The following is a 20,556-nucleotide window of genomic DNA, read 5'->3' as shown; positions in this document are numbered from 1 at the left end:
GTGTTTATTGTGATTATTAAAGTGTCTGTTTTATATTTTCTTCGGTATTTATTTTAGTTAACCATTCTGTACAATATGGTGTATTCACAATGGTAAAGTGATTGGCCTCTGTAGGGATGATCTGCACATCGCTGAAATATTGATCCCAGCCTGCAGCAGCTCCCTGATCTCCCCAATCTTCGCCTGAAAGTTTCGTATTATCTGCCTCTACGAAAATTAAAGTTTGATCCAGCTTTTCTTCCATCTTGTAAACCGCTGAAATAGAGGCCCGGAATACCTCCCACATTCTGGCTACTGTTTTAGCTGGAAGTGTATGGACTGTATCACAGATAAATGGCATATAATCCTCTTGCGGCAGTTGTTTCACAAGCTCTTCTACGGCATCGTCACTCAACCATGGCTGACTGAATTGGATCAGTGATCTGAAATAAGTTCCCAATTTTTGAGCTTCCTCTAAGGAATTGAAAGAAGAAAGCGGATCTGTGAAGCAATCCAGGAAAATAACCTTGTCGATTTCGATGGCCAATTCCTTCGCCTGTCTGATCATCTCATAGATTACAATACCACCATAACTGTGTGCCAATAAATTGATACCTCCAATGACTCCCGTCTGTTTAATCTGTTCCAGGTTATAAGATGCCATTGTTTCAATACTTGTATTAGGAGCTTCATCCGCTGTGATCCCCTTCATCTGCAGTCCATAAACAGCTCCTTCCCCAGGTAAATTACCTGCCAGGGTAAAGTAACCTTCTGTTGACCCAAGCGCACCTGGAATAACAAAAGTTACTTCTTCCATATTTCCTTCTCTTAATGTTAAAACAGATTCTTCACCGGACTCTTCATTACCATTGATCAGTATTTTAATTCCTGCAATCGTTGGATTCTTCATGATGTGGATCAGCTGAATGTCTTTATCAAATGCAGTATTGATCTTATGGGCCAACTGAATCATCGTTAATGAGTTTCCACCCACATCGAAAAAATCATCATGAATACCTACCCTATTTAATTTTAATAGCCTGATCCATATCTCCGCCAGCTTATGTTCTGTTTCATCCGATGGTGCTGTAAACTCACTTTGATTAATATCATTTGGATCAACGCTTGGCAAAGCTTTCCGATCAACCTTACCGTTAGAAGACAACGGAATTTTATCGATTTCAATGAATATGGAAGGAACCATATATTCAGGCAGATGAGCTCTTAAATGCTTTTGCATTTCTTCTTTGTCAAAAACATCATTCGCTACGACATACGCGACCAGTCTTTTATTTCTATTATCATCTTCTACTGTTAGAACCAAGCCTTGTTTTACGAGCGGCGATAACTGCAAAATAGTTTCCACCTCTCCTAACTCAACTCTGAATCCATTGATCTTAACCTGTCCGTCCTGTCTTCCAAGGAATACAATAAATCCGTCAGGATGCTGACAGCCAATGTCTCCGGTACGATATAATTGTTTCTGCATTCCGGGATGTTCAATAAAACTGGCAGCTGTTTTTTCTGGATCCTGGTGATAGCCTTTAGCTACTCCAATTCCGCCGATATAAATATCTCCGGGAACATTTACAGGACAAGGAGAAAGGTTGGTATCTAAAATATACATTTCCTGATTACCTAAAGGATACCCGTAAGGAATACTCTTCCATGACGGATCGATCTCACCGATCGGATAATGAATAGACCATATAGAACCTTCTGTTGCTCCACCAAGGCTGATCACAGCACTGTCCGGATTGATCTTTTTTATTCTGCCCGGTACATCCAAAGGAATCCAGTCTCCACTCATCCAGTACATTCTTAAGCTGGAAAGATGCATTTCAGCAGTATCTTCCTGTCTTTCTATCAACAAATTCACGATCTGAGGTACTGAATTCCAAACAGTCACCTGTTCTTCTTTCACATAACGAAGCCAGATATCGGGATTCAATCCTTCTGTTTCCAAAGGTAGGATCAATGTTGCTCCACAGGCAAATGTTCCGAAAATATCGTAAACAGAAAGGTCAAAGTTGAGATCGGATATTCCAAATACCTTATCGTCTGAAGTAATGCCAAATCTTGCATTCATATCATACAAGGTATTGACAGCCCCACGATGATCGATCATTACCCCTTTCGGTTTTCCGGTAGACCCTGAAGTAAAAATGATATAAGCCAGTTCTGTATCCGGAACTTTTACAGTTTCATGATCCGATGATTCTTCGGCAAAAGTGCTTTCTTCCAGAAGGATTATTTTCACTTCCTCAGAGCAGCTTACCTTATCCATATAATCCGGTTGTACCAAAACGATAGTGGATTCCGTCTGTTTAATCAATTCATTCATCCTGTTTTCAGGCAGGCTGCCTTTAACAGGAATATAATGTCCACCAGCTTTCAGAATTCCCAATACGCCCCAAACCTGCTCTACACTTTTATGAGAAACCATCGCTACAGGAGCATTAGCAGGAAGGCCTGATTTTACAAGTGCCCCCGCTAAACGATTCGCCATTTCATTTAATTCAGCATACGTAATTCGTCTTCCATCGTGTACTACTGCAATTTGATCGGGAGTTTTAAGAACCTGTTCTTCGAAAAGATCAGATAATGTTTTATGTTTCGGATATTCAACCGCTGTGTCATTTCTTTCGTAAAGGAAGTAATTGATTTCTTCTTTAGATAGAACTTCATACGTTTTTATCTGTCTTGCTGTATTTTCCAGAACACCATTCATTAGCTCCATGAAATATCCCATATGTTGTTGTATCAGCCCCGGACTGAATACATCCTGATCATATTTCAGGCTTACAATGATTTCTTTTCTCAGATCCTGTATTTCCAAAGAATACACGTGAGCCGTTTCCTGATATACTTCATCATAAATTTCAATACCTGAACCACCTCCCGTTAATATTTCATCAAAGATGTTCTGATAAATGAATGATACTTTGAATGGTGTTTCTCTATTACCGGAACGGTCTAAATTCAGATCTGATAATAATTTAGGCAAAGGATAAGCTGCATGAGACATTCCATTGATCATTCCTTTTTGAATATTTTTCACCAACTCTGCAAAAGTCTGGTTTCCAGACACTCTGTTACGCAATATCATCATATTGACATAATAACCAATACTGTTTTCATACTCCTTTTTAGGACGTCCTGCAGTCGGCATCAAGATCAATAGGTCTTCCTCTGTGGTCAACTTATGAAGTAGCATTGTATAGATCCCTGAGAATAAGACAGAAAGATTGACTTTCAGCTTTTTACCTAATTCTTTGAGCTGATCTACTTTCTCCTCACCAAGCTTTATTCTTTCAATACCAATCGTAGTTGTTTTGGTACTGCTCTGCTTGTACAAATCATAAGGCAAATTAATTATGGGTAGTGTTCCAGATAAGTTCTTTTTCCAATACGCCAGACTTTTCTCTCCTTTCTTACTTAGAATGAAATTCTTTTCCCATTCTACATAACTGAAATAGGCAAAATCAGGTTCTTTAGCCACTATTTTTTCTCCGTTTAAAAGTTTTTGGCATTTTTCAAAAAGAGAAGCTATAAACACAGAGCTTGACATTCCATCAAAAATGATATGATGAAATACCAATAGAATATAATTATTATGGGCTGCAAGGTCTCTTCTGACATATAATCTTACCGGTAATTCTGTCTCCAGATTGAATGGTTTTCTTACCAGATTCCATGAAACTTCATTGATGTTCTGACCTTCAGCAAGCTCTTGATCATCCACTTCAACTTCTGATACATTTTGAATTTGATTATAAATCTCTCCGGTTTCATCAGTAAGAAAACGGGACTTAAGAACCGGATATTCATCAAGCGTTAGCTGAAATGCTTTTTTCATGACATTATAATCGATGGTTCCCGGAATAATAAACGATACAGGAACATTATAATTTGTATTTTCAGGTTCCAGTTGCTGTATAAACCAAAGTCCTTTCTGACCTTCTGAAAGCGGATATCTTGGTGATTCTTCCTCCTGAATTTCTTCTACATCATTGATGGTACTATCCGATAATGCTTCAGGCTGATGAACGGCTGTTATTTTCTCCTGATATTCTTCGAGAAGGAAATCAGCCAGATCATTGATCGTTGGATAATTATAGAAAACAGCAGGAGTCAGGTCCGTATTATAGAAATCATTGAGTTCATTAGAATACTTGATCAGTAAAATGGAGTCAAATCCGTAATCACTCAGTTTTTCATCCCTTTCAATATCGCTTTCGGATAATTTCAACAGCTGAGCCGTGATCTCCAATAATTTTGATGCGACTTTATCCTGTAATTCAGCACTTTTAGGCATAGCATGCGCTTGTACCTGTTTCTGTTTTACTACTAATCTGTTCAGTAATTGAGATCGTATTTTATCAACTTTTCCATAGGTAACAATTCCCTGGGTGTAACGGCTTCCTAATAACTGATCAAAAATGTTAATTCCAACCGAATTAGGTAAAGGAGACAATCCATACTGTTTGTCTAAATATTCCTGACTGCTCTGATCCATTACCATTCCACCTTCTTTCCAGAATGGCCAATTGATGCTGATCGTTTTCCCTTGTCGTTTCCCTTTATTACGTTCAGATTCCCTGTACACGGCATAATTATCCAGATAGACATTAGCGGCTGCATAATCTGCCTGGCCTGCATTTCCTGTGATGGCGGCTAATCCGGAAAACAGCACCATAAAATCAAGAGCTTCATCTTTGGTGGCTTCGTCAATGTTCTTAACGCCATTTACTTTAGCAGCAAAAACTTTTTCTACTTCATCAGGAATTTTATTGACAATCAAACTGTCCTGAGTTACCCCTGCACTGTGGATGATTCCATCTATTCGGTGGTATTTTTCTTTAATCTGATCCAGTAAACTCACAACCTCTTCTTTATTGTTCACATCACAACTGAAGTAATCTCCATGAGCAAGACCCGCAATGAAAGCTTCTTTTTCTTCATCTAGCTGACCTCTACCTGTTAAGATCACTTTCGTTTTTGGTATTTTGTTGATGTGGGTAGCGAATAATCTGCCTATTCCTCCTGCTCCCCCTATGATCAGATACACTCCGTTTTCTTTAATTTTTAATCCGTCATTATCCGAAATATTAATTTCGTTAAGTTTTTTCACTTTTCTTAGCCCGGACTCATAACGGATCTCTGCATCGGCAGTACCTAGTTCTGTCTGTAAAATTGAGGTCAGTTCCGGTGCATCTTTTACAGAAAGTCGATCCACACTGATGATCTTCCCTGTGATTCCCGGATTTTCAAGACTTGCTGTTTTGAGCAGTCCCGATATAAAGCCGTAATCCAGGTAATCTGCAATACAGCAAACGATTAATAAATGGGACGTATTTTTCTCTAATGCTCTTTTTTTAATTACAGACATCACATCAATCAGGTAATCTTCGGCAACTGCCCCATCGATCGTTGTGGTTTCAATTCCCAATTCTGTTTTAAGATTTTCCGCGAGCTGTGCCGGGCTGTCTACCAACAAGACCATTGGAATCGCTTCGTTTTCATGTCCGGCAAAGCTTTCTGCAGCGCATTCTTCCCAATTCATCGTAAATATGCAGGCATCTGTTGCAGCATCCGACCATTCTGTTTTCTCAGTTCCATCTACCGGAAGGGTAACAAAATCATGGAAACTCATCAATACTTTTCCATGATCATCCAGAATATCTACATCATAGGTAATTACAGCTCCATTTCCCTGATTGGCTTTGCTTTTTCTGGCATAACTCCAGATATTAAGAGGTAGTTCTTCATAGAATACAACTTCTTTAACACTAAATGGAAGCTGAGTAACCGGTTTTTTATCTATAAAGCCCATTCCCATACAGCTTTGCAATGCACTATCCAAAAGACCCGGAGAAACACTGAATCCTTGTAATTTTGGTAATGTAATCTTCGACAATGCTTCTGAGGATGAGTAATGCATATGCTCAATTCCCATGAAACTATTTCCGTATTGAAGTCCCATCTGTCTGAATATATCATAACATGTTGCTCGGTCCACACTCTCTGACATTCTGTTTTGAATAGATGTAAGATCAAATGAACTCTTCACTGGCAAAGATTGCGTTGAAATACGACCCTGGCTATGAAGCTGCTCTTGTCCATTCAATGAATAGATTTCATAACTAAGTTCTTCATTAATGCTTTTCAAACGAATATGCACCTCTTCTGCCTTTCCATTGACGCGTACAGGACTCATCCATGCGATATTTTTAAGAACGGTTATCTTTTCTGATAAAAGCTGGGTTCCTGAAATTCTTGCCATTTCAAGGTAAGCTACACCCGGTAATATGATCTCATCCTGTATTTTATGATCACTTAAAAATTCTTCGTTTCCTGTAAAAGTACTGGAGAACTGGAAAGATTTAACTGTTGAGGTATTACGATGGATCAGAGGATGCAGATAACTTGTTTGCTGACGGTTGACAGTAGATTTAACCTCCGGAATCCAGTAACTCTGACGGGCAAAAGCATATGTAGGAAGACTGATTTTATTCGGACGTTGTTCCTGGTACAATAAATCCCAGTTGATGGTTATTCCTTTTGTCCATAACATTGCTAACGATTTGATCTCACCATGGGCAATAGCATAGTCGATATATGCCTTACCAGCTCCGCCTTCCAGTAAAAAGTCTGCTTTATCCTTTTTGATGTTTCCGGTCATCAGGTTTTCAGTATTCCCTTTCAGGAATCCATCCAACTGAAGCATCAGATCGGCCTGGTCTGCAGCAAGTAGAGCAAGACGATCTTCCATCGGTTCTCTTCCTACTTGCATGGTATAAGCTATATCCTGAATATTAGTTCGTGGATTTCTTTCTAACCAAGACAGCAATTTACTAACCTGATTTTTAAGTCTTTCTGCATTTTTTGCAGAAATAATGATCAATGCCGGTTCGGTAGAAATTGATGACACTTTATTTTCCGGATACTCTTCAATAACCATATGTACGTTCGTTCCACTAAAACCAAAACTGCTGATGGCTGCTCTTCTTGGTGTATGATTTTCTGTTTTCCAGTCACATAATTCACTTCCTACCTGGAAAGGGCTGTTGACAAGATCAATTAAAGGATTGCATTCCTCGAAATTCAAGGTGGGTACCAATTGTTTATGTTTTAAAGAAAGCATGATCTTCAGAACACCTGCTACCCCTGCCGCAACTAATGTATGACCGATATTGGTTTTAACGCTTCCGATTCTGCAATACTGTGTTTTTTCTGTATACTTTCTGAAAGCATTTGTCAAGGCATCCAGCTCAATAGGATCTCCCAGACTGGTTCCTGTACCATGTGCTTCTACATAGCTTATGGTCTCAGGATTGATATTGAACTTTTTATAGACTTCCTTTTCAAGTTCCTGCTGTGCCAGAACACTTGGTGCTGTAATTCCATTGGAAGCTCCATCCTGATTGGTTAAGCTGGCTATGATCACTCCATAAATTCTGTCTCCATCTCGTTCTGCATCCGCAAGACGTTTCATGATCACAACTCCTACCCCTTCACCCGGAACAAATCCATCCGCTTTTTTATCAAAAGTATGGCATTGTCCTGTGGAAGACATCATTCCGGCTCTGCTGGCCAGAGAATAAAAACCAGGCGTTGTCATGATATTGATTCCTCCCGCAATAATCAGGTCGGTTTCTCCTTTTTGTAAGCTGCTGCACCCCATATCCATCGCCAAAAGAGAACTTGAGCACGCTGTATCCACAGAAATTGCAGGTCCCTTCAGATCTAAGAAATAAGATATTCTTGCTGCTAATACAGCACTGGAATTCCCCCACATTACTGAAGCTTCCTCACATTCCCGGATATTGTAATCACTTGGAGCGACTCCTGCATATACTCCACATTTGCTGCCTTTTAAACTTTTTGGATTGATCGCTGCATCTTCAACGGCTTTCCAGCAATGCTCCAGGAACAAACGCTGTTGCGGATCCATCATTTCGGCCTCATTTCCTGAAATCTTAAAGAAAACAGGGTCGAATTTATCAATATCCCTTAAGAAACTACCTTTCCATTTCGTGCCTTCATTCTGTGTATATCCCTGCCATCTGTCTGCCGGTACATCACCGATCAGACTTTTCCCGTTTTTCAAAACTTCCCAAAATGCATCCAGATCGTTGGCAGCCCCAAACTGTCCGCTCATCCCAATGATGGCGATATCATTTTCATGGCGATATACTGGTTCCTGAGCTTTAACAGAGGCAGTAAATCTTGTTTTCAAAGGTGTTTCCACTTCACGAACTGAAGCTTGAACTGAAGTTTCAACAGCCACTTCAACCTGTAATGCTTCGCTAAAGTTCTGCATCAAGTGCTCAGCAAGCTGCTGGATGGTTCCATAGCTGAAAATATCTGTGGACTTCAGATCCACCTTCAGTTTTTCATTGATATTTTTGATGAGTTCCATACTCAGAATGGAATCAAAACCATAATCCATAAACTGGCATTCTATATCAAAATCGCCTGGTGGAAGTTTGATTAAATCGGCAGCTATTTTGGTCAGCTGCTGGATCAGGCTATTATTATCTATTGTTTTTTTCATAACAGGCATTTTCTGTTTTGGTGCTGCTGTAGTCTGTTGTATAACAGGAGGCACCATTTTGATTTCATGTTTTTTTTCTGGTTGTTTTATTTCGGAAATGATCTTTCCATCGCTGGTAGCACAAATGATCTGTTGTGAAAGGACTTCTCCCTGAGGATAGCTTACCGCTTGAAGATACCCCGTTTCTTTCAACACATTTTGCCAGCTTTCTGATGATAGCCCAGGACTTCCGTTTAATCGTATTCCGCGATCTTCATACAGCCACCATCCGTCTAATAATCCGAAAGTTAATGTGGTAAATATTTCTGTGCGTGCTATTTCATTCATGATCAGTAGGCCATCCTGTTTTAATAAAGCTTTGATATTATTCAGGGTTACGGCCATGTTTTTAGTGGCATGCACTACGTTAGCACCAATCACGATATCATAACTGCCTAGTTCTATCTGCTGATCGGAAGGATCCGATTCTATATTCAAAATAGCTGTTTCCAGATACGGTGCCATTGTTTTAAACTGTTGCTCTGCATAATGAAGGAAACTGTGTGAAAGGTCCGTGTATAAGTAGAAAAGATGGTCTTTATAAGGTTCCAATGCTCTGAAAACAAATTGGCTTGTTCCTCCTGTTCCTGCTCCTACTTCTAATATTCTGATCTTTTCACCCGGTTTCAAATAAGGAATACTGGCAGCAACAGTATTTTTGATGATCCCGGTCAACAAATCGTTGAAGTAATCAGATTGCGCATTTCCTTTATAAATACCACTTACGTAGTCCATGCTTCCTCCGGGAAACATCACTGAAGTAGCCTGTATCTTTTCTGTTATGATTTCTATAAAGGACTCCAGACAAATCTTAAGCAGTGTTCCATGAGGACGGTATTCCTGTCCCTTCATCACAAGCTCACTCATCTGCTGTTCGAAATCAAAATCATTAAGAGCGTCTTTTGTTTCTTCAGCCACAAAAATCTGAGCGTCTTTTACGGTTACATATCCTTTCGTCTCCAATAAATGAAGCAAAACAAAAAATAACTGTTCGTATTTATCACTAATGGAAAGTTGAGATCTTAAACTACTGATTGTTTGACCTGTAGTCTGCTTTTCCTCCAGTCCAAGTTGAAGTAATACTTTCAAGATTCCTTTACAGCAAAGCATTTCAAATATCTGATCCTGCTCATCTGCTTTTGGATACATAAGGGCATCCGCTTCTTCCATTTGTAATACGGAACTGGATTTAACTTGTGAAATCTCCTTCTCATGATGCATGGTTGGCATAGCAGCAGCTGTTGCAGCAGAAAGTTTCAGGGCAACGATCTGTTGTTCATTGCTGTTTATTACGGTTTCAAGCAAGTGCATTCCTTCTTCAGTCTCTATGCTTTCTATACCTGCCTTCTTCATTTTGTCTTTATAACCATCGGCTGCTACAATACCGATCTCGCCCCAATATCCCCAATTGATGATCCTAACAGGGATATTCAACAGGTGGTTTACATTAAGGGCATAACTATCTTTAAACGAACATCCTGAAGCATAATTAGCTTGTCCAGGAGCATGTACCAAAGATTGTGCTGAGGAATAGAAACAGATAAAATCAAGGGGTTCGTTTTTGAATGTCTGTACCAAATTCTGACTGGACAGAGATTTAGGCATAAACGCTTTTTTAAAATCATCTTCAGTCATATTCTTCAAAAGCATATCATGCAATACAATCGCTGAGTGAAACAGACCGTGAACCTCGCTGTGATTTTCTTTAATTAATTTATAAGCTTTTTCAACCTGTTTTGGATCAGTAGCATCACATGAGTAGTATTCAGGTTTTTGTCCCAGTTTGGCAATTTCTTCCTGAGCCATCATAATTGCTTCATCAGCGACTCTTCTTCCCAACCAGATGATCTTCGCCTGATAGTTCTTTACCAGGTATTCTGTAGTTGCTTTACCTAATCCACCGGCACCTCCTAACAACACATAAGTTCCTCCGTTCCTAAACGTTGAAGAATTTACTTCAGGTAATACAATAGGATACAAATGTTGTCTGTAATAATGCCCGTTTCTCAAAGCAGTAACTGCATTTTCTTTATTATCAAGACTGATTGTAAATAGATCTGCCCAATTGATTTTCGCAGGATTTTTCAATGCAGATAGATCCAGATCAATCCGGTTAACTGACCATTGAGGCTGTTCTTTTATCAAAGCTCCTGTCATTCCTATCATCCCACTGCCTGCTGAAGTTACCTTACTATCCGGGAGAACTTTCTGTGTATTAGAAGTAAATACCGTAATTTTCAAGTCTTTGATCCCCGCATCTAATAATTGTTTTATGCTAGTAAATACGGCTAATTCTCTTGCAGAATGATCATCCATTAATGAGTCATCCCCTATTTCAGTTAATCCCTGTAAAAGGTAAACACCTGCTACATCATCAGGAACTGCATCTAAAGTTTCTGTAGCGGTCACCTCCGCACCTTGATTCATTAGCCATTTTCCAAGTTCTTCACCAAATACCGGATCTGAACCTCCGGTAACAAGGATCTGTTTTCCTTCAATTAAAACTGAAGCTTCCGACTGGGTAATTATCCTGTCCCACATAGGTTTGTGAGCAATGGATGAAGCTTTACCTGAAGTGCTTTGAGAGGTAACCTGAGGTGACAATACCAAATCCCTGAAATGCAGTAAAACAGTTCCCTCTTCATCCATAATATCCATTTGACAACAGAAAGCTCCACTTTGCTTTTTCTCAAATGTTGCATGGCACCAGATCACTGAAGGTAATGTTCCAAAAATGGTTATTTCAGCAGCATCTGAAGGCTGATAAAGAGATTGTTCTCCCTGACTTAACAGCCAACCCGTACTGGTTTGTACGATATTATCCAATACTCCCGGAGAAAGAATAAATTCATCAGTAACCGGTAATACGATTTTTGCCAGTGCATCAAGTTTATCGAAATACAATATTTCCACTCCCTGAAAGTCAGCTGCATAAGTCTTACCTGCTTTTGCAAACAAGTTGTAAAGCGCCTCTTTTTCAATAGAATACTGATAGTATTGTATTAAATCTTCAATATTCTTTTGATCATGGGGCTGCTGAAATTCCGTATTCAGTAAGCCCTGACCATTAAGCTGTGTCTTATTTTCTTTATGTTTTGTGTAGATTTCATACCCGATTTCATTTCCTGCGTTAAAGAGGTTGATCTGAACATTGGCAGGAACTCCGTTTACTCTTATCGGATCAACCCATGACACATTCTTCAATTGGGTAATACGCTGACGTAAACTTCTTTCTCCCGCTTCTCTTGCGAGTTCTAATAAGGCAGAAGATGGCAGTTCTTTATAATTGGTGATCTCACACTGTGTTAAGAAATCTTCTTTTCCCGTATAGGTGCTGATAAATTTCTGCTCATTCAGGTCAGAATCATTGCTGTGCAATAATGGGTGCAGATTATTCTGACCATATTGTACAATTCCGTTGTTAACGATAGGAATCCAGTATCGATCTTTTATAAATGGATAAGCCGGCAAACTGATTCTTGAAGGAAATCCTTTAGGATAAAGAGAACCCCAGTCTGTATCCACTCCATTCACCCAAGCCATTGCTATAGAAAGCAAATCTTTTGTGTGCTGGATGTAGTTTTCATCTTTTTTACGAATATTTCCTCTGATTGGATTCATTGTTTTTTGATCCAGATAATCGCTTAACTGAACCATCAGATCTTCTTTATCAGTCGCAATGAATGCCAGCCTTTCCTCCATTTCCTCTCTACCTACCTGTAAGGTATAGGCAACATCATATAAATCTGCCTGACTGTTTTTTTCTAAGAAATTTTTCAGATTCTCCACCTGGATGGCAATTCTGCTGGCATGTTTTGCAGACAATGCAATGATTACAGGCATTTTATAGTCCAATTTCCTGGCTGGTAAAGCTGCATATTCTTCAATGATGATATGAGCATTGCTTCCTCCTGCGCCAAATCCACTGATCCCGGCTATACGAGGTTTCCCTTCATTTGTTGGCCAAGCTTCAAGTTGTTGCTGTACTTTAAAAGGACTGTTTTCAAAATCAATGTCCGGATTTAGAACAGCGGAATGTAATGAAGGTACCAACTGCTGATGCTTAAGCTGTAAGATCACTTTGGTTAACCCTGAAATTCCTGCTGCCGATTCACAATGTCCGATATTGGATTTGACAGAACCGATGCTGCAAAACTGTTTTTCTGTAGTTTCAAATGCTCTGTTCAGTCCTGCTATTTCGATCGGATCTCCAAGACTAGTTCCTGTCCCATGGGCTTCTACATAGCTTAAATCACTTGCCTTAACTCCACTTTTCTCGATCGCAGCTTTAATTACTGCAGCCTGAGCTTTTGGATTTGGAACGGTATATCCATTCGTTTTACCGCCGTGATTTAATGCGGTTCCTTTAATTAAACCATAAATATGGTCACCATCTTTAATCGCTTCGCTTACACGCTTTAATAATACCGCTCCAACACCTTCTCCAGGTACATATCCATCTCCACCCATACCAAAGCTTTCACAACGGCCTGCACCAGACACAAAACGTCCCTGGCTCAGCATCAGATATTTATTTGGATGTACGCTAATGTTTACTCCTCCGGCAACAGCCACATCGGTATTTCCAACAATCAGATCATTACATGCTAAATGAATAGCCGTTAAGGAAGAAGAGCACATCGTATCAACGGCCATACTCGGACCATTGAAATTAAAGAAGTATGAAATTCTGTTGGCAATACTGCTTGCTATACCGGCCGGCGTTACAAAATTCCCTTTCATTCTTTCCTCAGCACCAAATAACTGGTATTCTTCATACATTACTCCGGCATAGACTCCGATTTTCTTAGCAATTCCGGTTTCGGCATCTTCTGAACGTATACTGTCACGGGTGTATCCCGCATCTTCTATCGTTTCCCATACGGTCTGCAGGAAAAGACGTTCCTGAGGATCCATCAATTCTGCTTCTCTTGGTGAGATACTGAAAAATAAGGGATCAAACTTATCAATGTCATTCATAAACCCACCCCATTTGCTGTAGCTTTTTCCAGGGCGACCTTTTTCTTCATGATACATTTCATCTGCATTCCAACGGTCCGCCGGAACCTGTGTGATACAGTCTTTTCCGATTTTAAGATTCTCCCAGAATTCTTCCAGGTTATTGGCATCCGGATAACGTCCGCTGATACCGATAATGGCAATATCTTCGTTGATGTTTTTATTCCCAGATTGTTGTTGTACCATTGAAAAACGCTGGCGTCTGTTTTGAACATCAACAGGTCTCTCAGTTTTTATAACTTCTTTTGTCAAAGGTGCCGAAGCTTTAACTACAGCCAATCCTGTTAATTCTAAAAGTAATGAACGATGAGCTTCCATAAAGTAGCCACAAAGCTCTTTCAGGGTCAGGTATTCAAAGAATAAGGTACGGGGTAACTTACCAAATACGTCCTGCAGGCAATTAGAAAGCCTGATCACCAATACGGAATCAATTCCGTACTGCTCAAAAGGAACTTCAGCCTTTAATTTTTCTTCAGGCATTCTCAACTCTTTTGCCAGAAGGCCACGCAGATAGATTATGGACGCATTGTAAAGACTATCATTATTGACAGAAGTTTCTGTTGGTGAATAGGATATTTCTTCTGGTTTCTCCACCAAAACCTTCTCCTCTTTAGTATCTCCAAACAGTACCATTCCCTGGGTAATTCCACTATTCATTAAGCTTTCAAATGCCTTAATACCCACGTCAGTTGGCATCGGTGCCAAACCAAAGTGTTGCATCATATAGATTTCAGCTTCAGCACTGATTTGCATTCCGCCTTCTTTCCAGAGTGGCCAGTTAATGCTTAAAGTCTTTCCATAACGTCTGCCATTCATACGTTCGCTTTCCCTGTAATGGGCATAATTATCCATCCAGGTGTTCGCTGAAGCATAATCAGACTGTCCGGCGTTTCCATTGACCCCCGCTACGGAAGAGCAAGTGATCATAAACTCTAAAGGAAGGTCTTTCGTTGCCATATCCAGATTTCTGGTTCCTTTTATTTTAGCCGCAAAGACTTCTTTTACTTCCTTTTTTGTTTTCTGAAGGATCATACTGTCACGGATCACTCCCGCACTATGAATAACACCGTCAAGTTTCGTATGTTTTTCAATGATATTTTGAATAAGATCATTGACTGCTGACTCATCACTGATGTCACAAGGATAATACAATGCATTATCTAATTGATCAACAGCTTTTTGTTGAGAAGGATTCAACTGTGGACTTCTGCCCGTTAAAATTATTGTTGCTCCTTCTGTTTTATTAAGATATTGCGCAAAGATCAACCCTAATCCACCAGCCCCGCCAGTAATCAGATATACTCCGTCTGACTTGATGTGAACGGGAGCTGTGGAAGAATCAATCAACCTATTTTCCATTGATCTCACCTCGCGTTTTCCTGCTGAATAACGCACTTCATGGTCTGGATTCTGTTTTTCATTCATCAAAATACCACCCAATTCTTCAAGATTTTGAAATGCCTGATCTTCTATGCTGATCAGTTTTCCCGTAATTCTAGGATTTTCCTGGGTTAACGTTTTTAGTAAACCAGTAATAAAACCATACTGATAATACTGATCCTGACTACAAGCAACGACAATATGAGTTGCCTTTTTATGAGGCATTACTGTTTTTGCCAGAGAAAGCATATCCATAAAGAAATCTTCCTCTTTTACTGTATTAATGGCCGTAACCGTTAATGAGAAATGATTGTAAAGATCATCGGCCATGGTCCCGGATCCTCCTGCCAATATGATGATCGGCATTGTATCTCTAAGAGATTGTACAGGTTCTGGCTGATACTTCCAATGATCAGCTAATAAGCTAAGTCCTTTCGGAGCCATTTCGGTATCATTAACACTATCATTGGCTACAAAACCATTCACAGGTAACAATACCAATTCTTTGAAACGAAGAACAACCTGTCCTTGATTATTCAAAAGATCAATGTCATAGCTGCTAATTCTCTTCCCTGCTTTATTTTTCTTAATGTGACACCACAATTCATCTGTTAAATCCTGATACAACTCTATTTCAGCTACGCTAAATGGCAATAAAATCTCTTTGGTGCTTTTTGCCAGCTGCATTCCTATGCATGATTGTAATGCACTGTCCAGAACTCCCGGAGTTAAAACCAAAGCTCGATCCTTTGGTAAGGAAACTCTTGATAAAACTTCGTCTTCATCATAATACATCTCCCGGATGCCACGGAAACTTTTACCATAACCTAATCCAGATTTCTGGAATAAAGTATAACAGTCACTTCCACTTATTGTATGGGCTAATCCTGCTTTGATTGTTTTTATATTTTTCTGTTCAGGAATGAACAATTCATCAGTAGATACAATTCCTCTGCAATGTACCTCTTCGGCATCGTCCTGGGTATAGACTTCAAATTCTATTTCATTCTCTGAAGTAAACACACTGGTAAAAACAGTTTGCTCCTTATCGTTGATCTGAATTGGATGTAACCAGCTAACCTCTTTTAATTTTGTAATTTTTGCCTGTAAAGATTGCTCGCCTGCTTCTCTTGCCAACTCCAGATAAGCAACTCCCGGTAATGTCTTAACATCATGTACCAGATGATCCGTTAAAAACAATTCTTTCCCTGTAAAAATGCTGGTAAACTGCTGTTCTCTAAGGTTAGAAGTATTAGTATGCAATAAAGGGTGAAGTTTTGAACCTGCTTTTAATACTAATTCTCCGTCTCCTTTTGGAAACCAGTAACGTTCATTCGCGAAAGGATAAGATGGTAAACTAATAACAGATGGTTTGGCATCATTGTAAATCAGATTCCAGTCAATATTCACACCTTTTACCCATAACTGAGCTAAAGAATGACTCTCTTTTTCTCTGATGATGCTTTCCAGATAAGCCATCCCAGACTTTCCTTCCAGAGAAATTCCCAGTTGATCATTGTGGATATTCCCGATGTATAAATTCTGTGTATTCTTTTCCAGATAACAAGACAGCTGAGAAAGCAAGTCTTCTCTATCTTCTGCAATAAAAGCCAGTCTTTCTTCCATTGCTTCTCTTCCCGTTTGAAGAGTGTAGGCAAGATCATCAAGATTGATTTCGGAATGATTTTCAATATGCTTTTTGAGGTTCTCAACAATTACTTTTAATCTCTCTTCGTCTTTGGCTGATAATACAATTACCAATGGCATTTGCTGTCTGTAAGCAACATTTTCACTTACATATTCCTCTATGATCAGATGTGCGTTGCTTCCTCCTGCACCAAATCCACTGATTCCGGCAAGCCTTGGTTTATTATTTACAACAGGCCATTCTTCAAGTTCTTGTTGAACTTTAAATGGTGTATTTTCAAATTTTATGTTAGGATTTAATATCGTAGAGTGCAGAGAAGGTACCAGTTGGCGGTGCTGCATTTGTAACAGAACCTTGGTTAATCCCGATATTCCTGCTGCTGATTCGCAATGCCCAATATTGGATTTTACGGAGCCAATGCTGCAGAATTGTTTGTTTTTAGATTCAAAAGCTTTATTTAATCCTGCTATTTCAATAGGATCTCCAAGACTTGTTCCGGTACCGTGCGCCTCGATATAGCTGAAATCTTCAGCCTTTACACCCGCCTTTTTCATGGCAGCTTTGATAACTGAAGCCTGTGCTTTTGGGTTCGGTACAGTATATCCGTTGGTTTTACCTCCGTGATTAAGAGCCGTCCCTTTAATTAAACCATAAATACGATCTCCATCTGCTAATGCCTGACTGTAAGATTTTAGCAATACAGCACCCACTCCTTCACCTGGAACATAACCTTCTCCTCCTTCTCCAAAGCTTTCACATCTGCCCTTACTGGAAACAAACATTCCCTGGCTCAGCATCAGATATTTATTCGGATGTACACTGATGTTCACCCCTCCGGCCAGAGCCATGGTACAATTGCCATTCTGGATGCTTTCACAAGCAAGATGTATTGCTGTTAAAGAAGATGAACACATGGTATCTACTGCCATACTGGGCCCATTCAGATTGAAAAAGTAAGATACCCGGTTCGCAATGCTGCTGATGCTTCCGCCAGGATTTACGAAATTACCTTTCGCATTTTCTTCAGCTCCAAATAAAGGATATTCTTCATACATCACCCCTACATACACACCTACCTGCGGCTGGGTAGCATCTTTATCTCTTCTTCCTTCCAGTTTCTTTTTAGGATATCCTGCATCTTCAAATGTTTCCCAGGCTGTTTGAAGAAAAAGACGTGCCTGTGGATCCATTAATTCTGCTTCACGAACAGAGATATTAAAAAACAATGGGTCAAAATGATCTATTTCATCAATAAATCCGCCCCATTTGCTATAGCTTTTTCCTGCCTTTCCTTTTTCTTCGTCATAAAAATCTGTAAGATCCCAGCGGTTTGCAGGGATTTCTGTAATACTGTCTTTTCCTGATTTAAGGTTATCCCAAAATTCTGAAAGATTTTTAGCCTGAGGATATTTCCCTGAAAGTCCGATAATGGCAATAGGCTCATTAACAACCGATGAATTTCTGCTTGTAGATTTTTCCACAACCTGAGAAGCAGATCTTATATCGCTTTTAACGCCCTCATTGATAGATTTGGAAATAACAGTAGTTTCTTCTGGCAATACTGTTTTTACACCAGTAAGCTCGATCAGTTTTTCAGGGTAAACATCAACAAAAAACTCGGTGACTTCAGCTAATGTTTGGCATTCAAAAAATAAGGTCCGTGGGATATTGTTGAAGATGCTTTCCAGACGATTGGTCAGTTTTGTGATCATGATAGAATCGATTCCGTACTGTTCAAAAGATGTATCCGGTTCCAGCTTATGATTCTTCATTCTGAGTTCTTTCGTCATTACATCTCCTAAATAGATCATGGACGCGGCATACAATGCTTTATCATTTCCACCGGTTTTCTTTTGGCTGGTCTTAGAAGTTGAAGACCCATTCATCCATGCGTTTAACTTATCTTCTTCTCCATATACCACAACGACTTGCGATGAAATGTTGTTCAACAAAGTTTCAAAAGCGGAAATCCCATCAGAAGTAGGCATTGACCACAATCCAAAATGGCTGGCCATATATTTTTCCTGGTCTGCATCGATCTGCATTCCGCCTTCTTTCCATAAAGGCCAGTTAATACTTAAGGTTTTGCCTGTTCTTTTTCCTTGGTTACGTTCTTTCTCTCTGTGGTTGGCAAAATAATCCAACCATGCATTAGCAGCGGCGTAATCTGCCTGTCCTGTATTTCCAAATACACCTGCTAATGATGAACAAAACATCATAAAATCAAGTTGCTCATCTTTTGTTGCCTGATCTATATGCTGAGCTCCTGTAATTTTAGCAGAGAAGACATCATGAATTTCTGATGTAGTTTTTTTGGTAATTAAGCTATCCCGGGTAGTTCCTGCACTGTGAATCACTCCATCCAGATGACCATAGGTGTTTTTTATCTTTTTAATTAAATCTGTAACAGACTTTAAATCCGTAACATCACAACGCTCGTACTGTGCATTTCTAAATCCTTTAATTTTTTCCTGTTGCGTAGGGTTTAATTCGCTTCTGCCTGTCAGGATTAATTGTGTTCCCGGTATTGTATTCAAATAATCTGCGAAGATCAATCCCAGTCCGCCAGCTCCACCTGTGATCAGGTACACTCCATTTTCTTTGATCTCTGTTTTTAATCCCGGATTTTTATCAGAAATTCCTGTTAAGCTTCTAACTTCTCTTTGCCCGGATTGATAACGTACTTCCGGTTCATGGTTTCTTTGTTCTTCCTGTAAAATCTCTGTCAATTCATCCAGTTCATTGATCGAAATACCTTCTACACCGATTGTTTTTCCCTGTAAAATTTGATTTTCCTGCACCGCTGTTTTCAACATCGCTGAAATGAAACCATATTCAAGCTCGTCTGCAATAGGATAAACAAAATGAATCTTCAGTTGAGCAGACTTTTTATTTTGTATTTCTGCTAAAACCTGAATAAAAACAGACTCTGGTGTTCCTTCGCCAATTGTTTTCACTTCACATTCCAATCTTTCGTTTAATTTCTCAGCCAATACAGCAGATCCACCAGCTAATACTACCAATGGAGCATCACCTGTTTCAGTTTTTGATAATTCTTCAATGACCTCATCTAAAGCTTCCGCTTTCCAGTTATAATTGTATAAGTGGAGCTCTGGAATCACATTAACGTTATCATTTGTTTTAGCATTTTTTTCCATAGGTACTACAACAAATTCAGAAAAACGAATTACCAGTTCCCCGAAATTGTTCAGTAATTCAATATCATAGCTATTGGCCAGTTTACCGGATCTGTTTTTGGTGACATAGCACCAGATCTCTTCCGGAAGCGCCTGGTAAATATTCATTTCTCTGACACTGAAGGGCAGCATCAATTGTTGATTCTGATCTGCAAGGCTAATTCCCATACAGGTTTGCAATGCGCTATCCATCATTCCTGGAGTCCATACAAAGCCTTCTGCTGCTGATAAAGCAATTCTTGACAAAGCTGCTTTTCCATGGTAAAAAATTTCCTGGATTCCCTGAAAGGTTTTCCCATATTCAAGCCCAATGGAATTCATTATTTTATAATAATCTGCACCTTCTTTATGACTTCCGGAATCTTTAAAAAGATCACGAAGATGGTTGATATCTCTAATTTCCGGAGACTGCTGGTCCGCTGTCCCTAAAATTCCTTTGGTATGCAATTGAGCGTCTGTTTCACCGCTGAATATTTCATAGGTTAACCCACCTCCCTGCTCCACGACGTTCATATAAAGCTGAACGGGTGAGTCACTGATCTTAACGGGTTGCAGCCAACTCATGTCCCTGAGTTGAGTGATGTCTTTTCCGGCAACATATTCTCCTGCTGCACGAGCCATCTCAAGGTAAGTGACTCCAGGCAGTACCTTTGTTCCAAGCACTTTATGGTCCGTTAAAAAAAATTCTTTTCCGTTATATATACTGTTGAATTGGTGTTGTTTAGTCATAATAG

The 20,556-nt window shown here is 39.5% G+C and carries 1 protein-coding gene; it reads right to left on the bottom strand.

Going from position 1 to position 20,556, the window contains the following annotated elements; translation table 11 throughout:
* Positions 1-16: 16 nt before the first annotated feature.
* Positions 17-20,551, bottom strand: a complete 20,535-nt coding sequence (locus PFY10_01525; GenBank protein WBV57120.1) for an amino acid adenylation domain-containing protein — start codon at positions 20,549-20,551, stop codon at positions 17-19.
* Positions 20,552-20,556 lie beyond the last annotated feature (5 nt).

The sequence above is a fragment of the Chryseobacterium daecheongense genome (assembly GCA_027920525.1).
Classification (GTDB): domain Bacteria; phylum Bacteroidota; class Bacteroidia; order Flavobacteriales; family Weeksellaceae; genus Chryseobacterium; species Chryseobacterium proteolyticum.
Note: the sequence above shows the minus strand (reverse complement) of the source record. Positions and strands in the feature narration are given on the sequence as shown.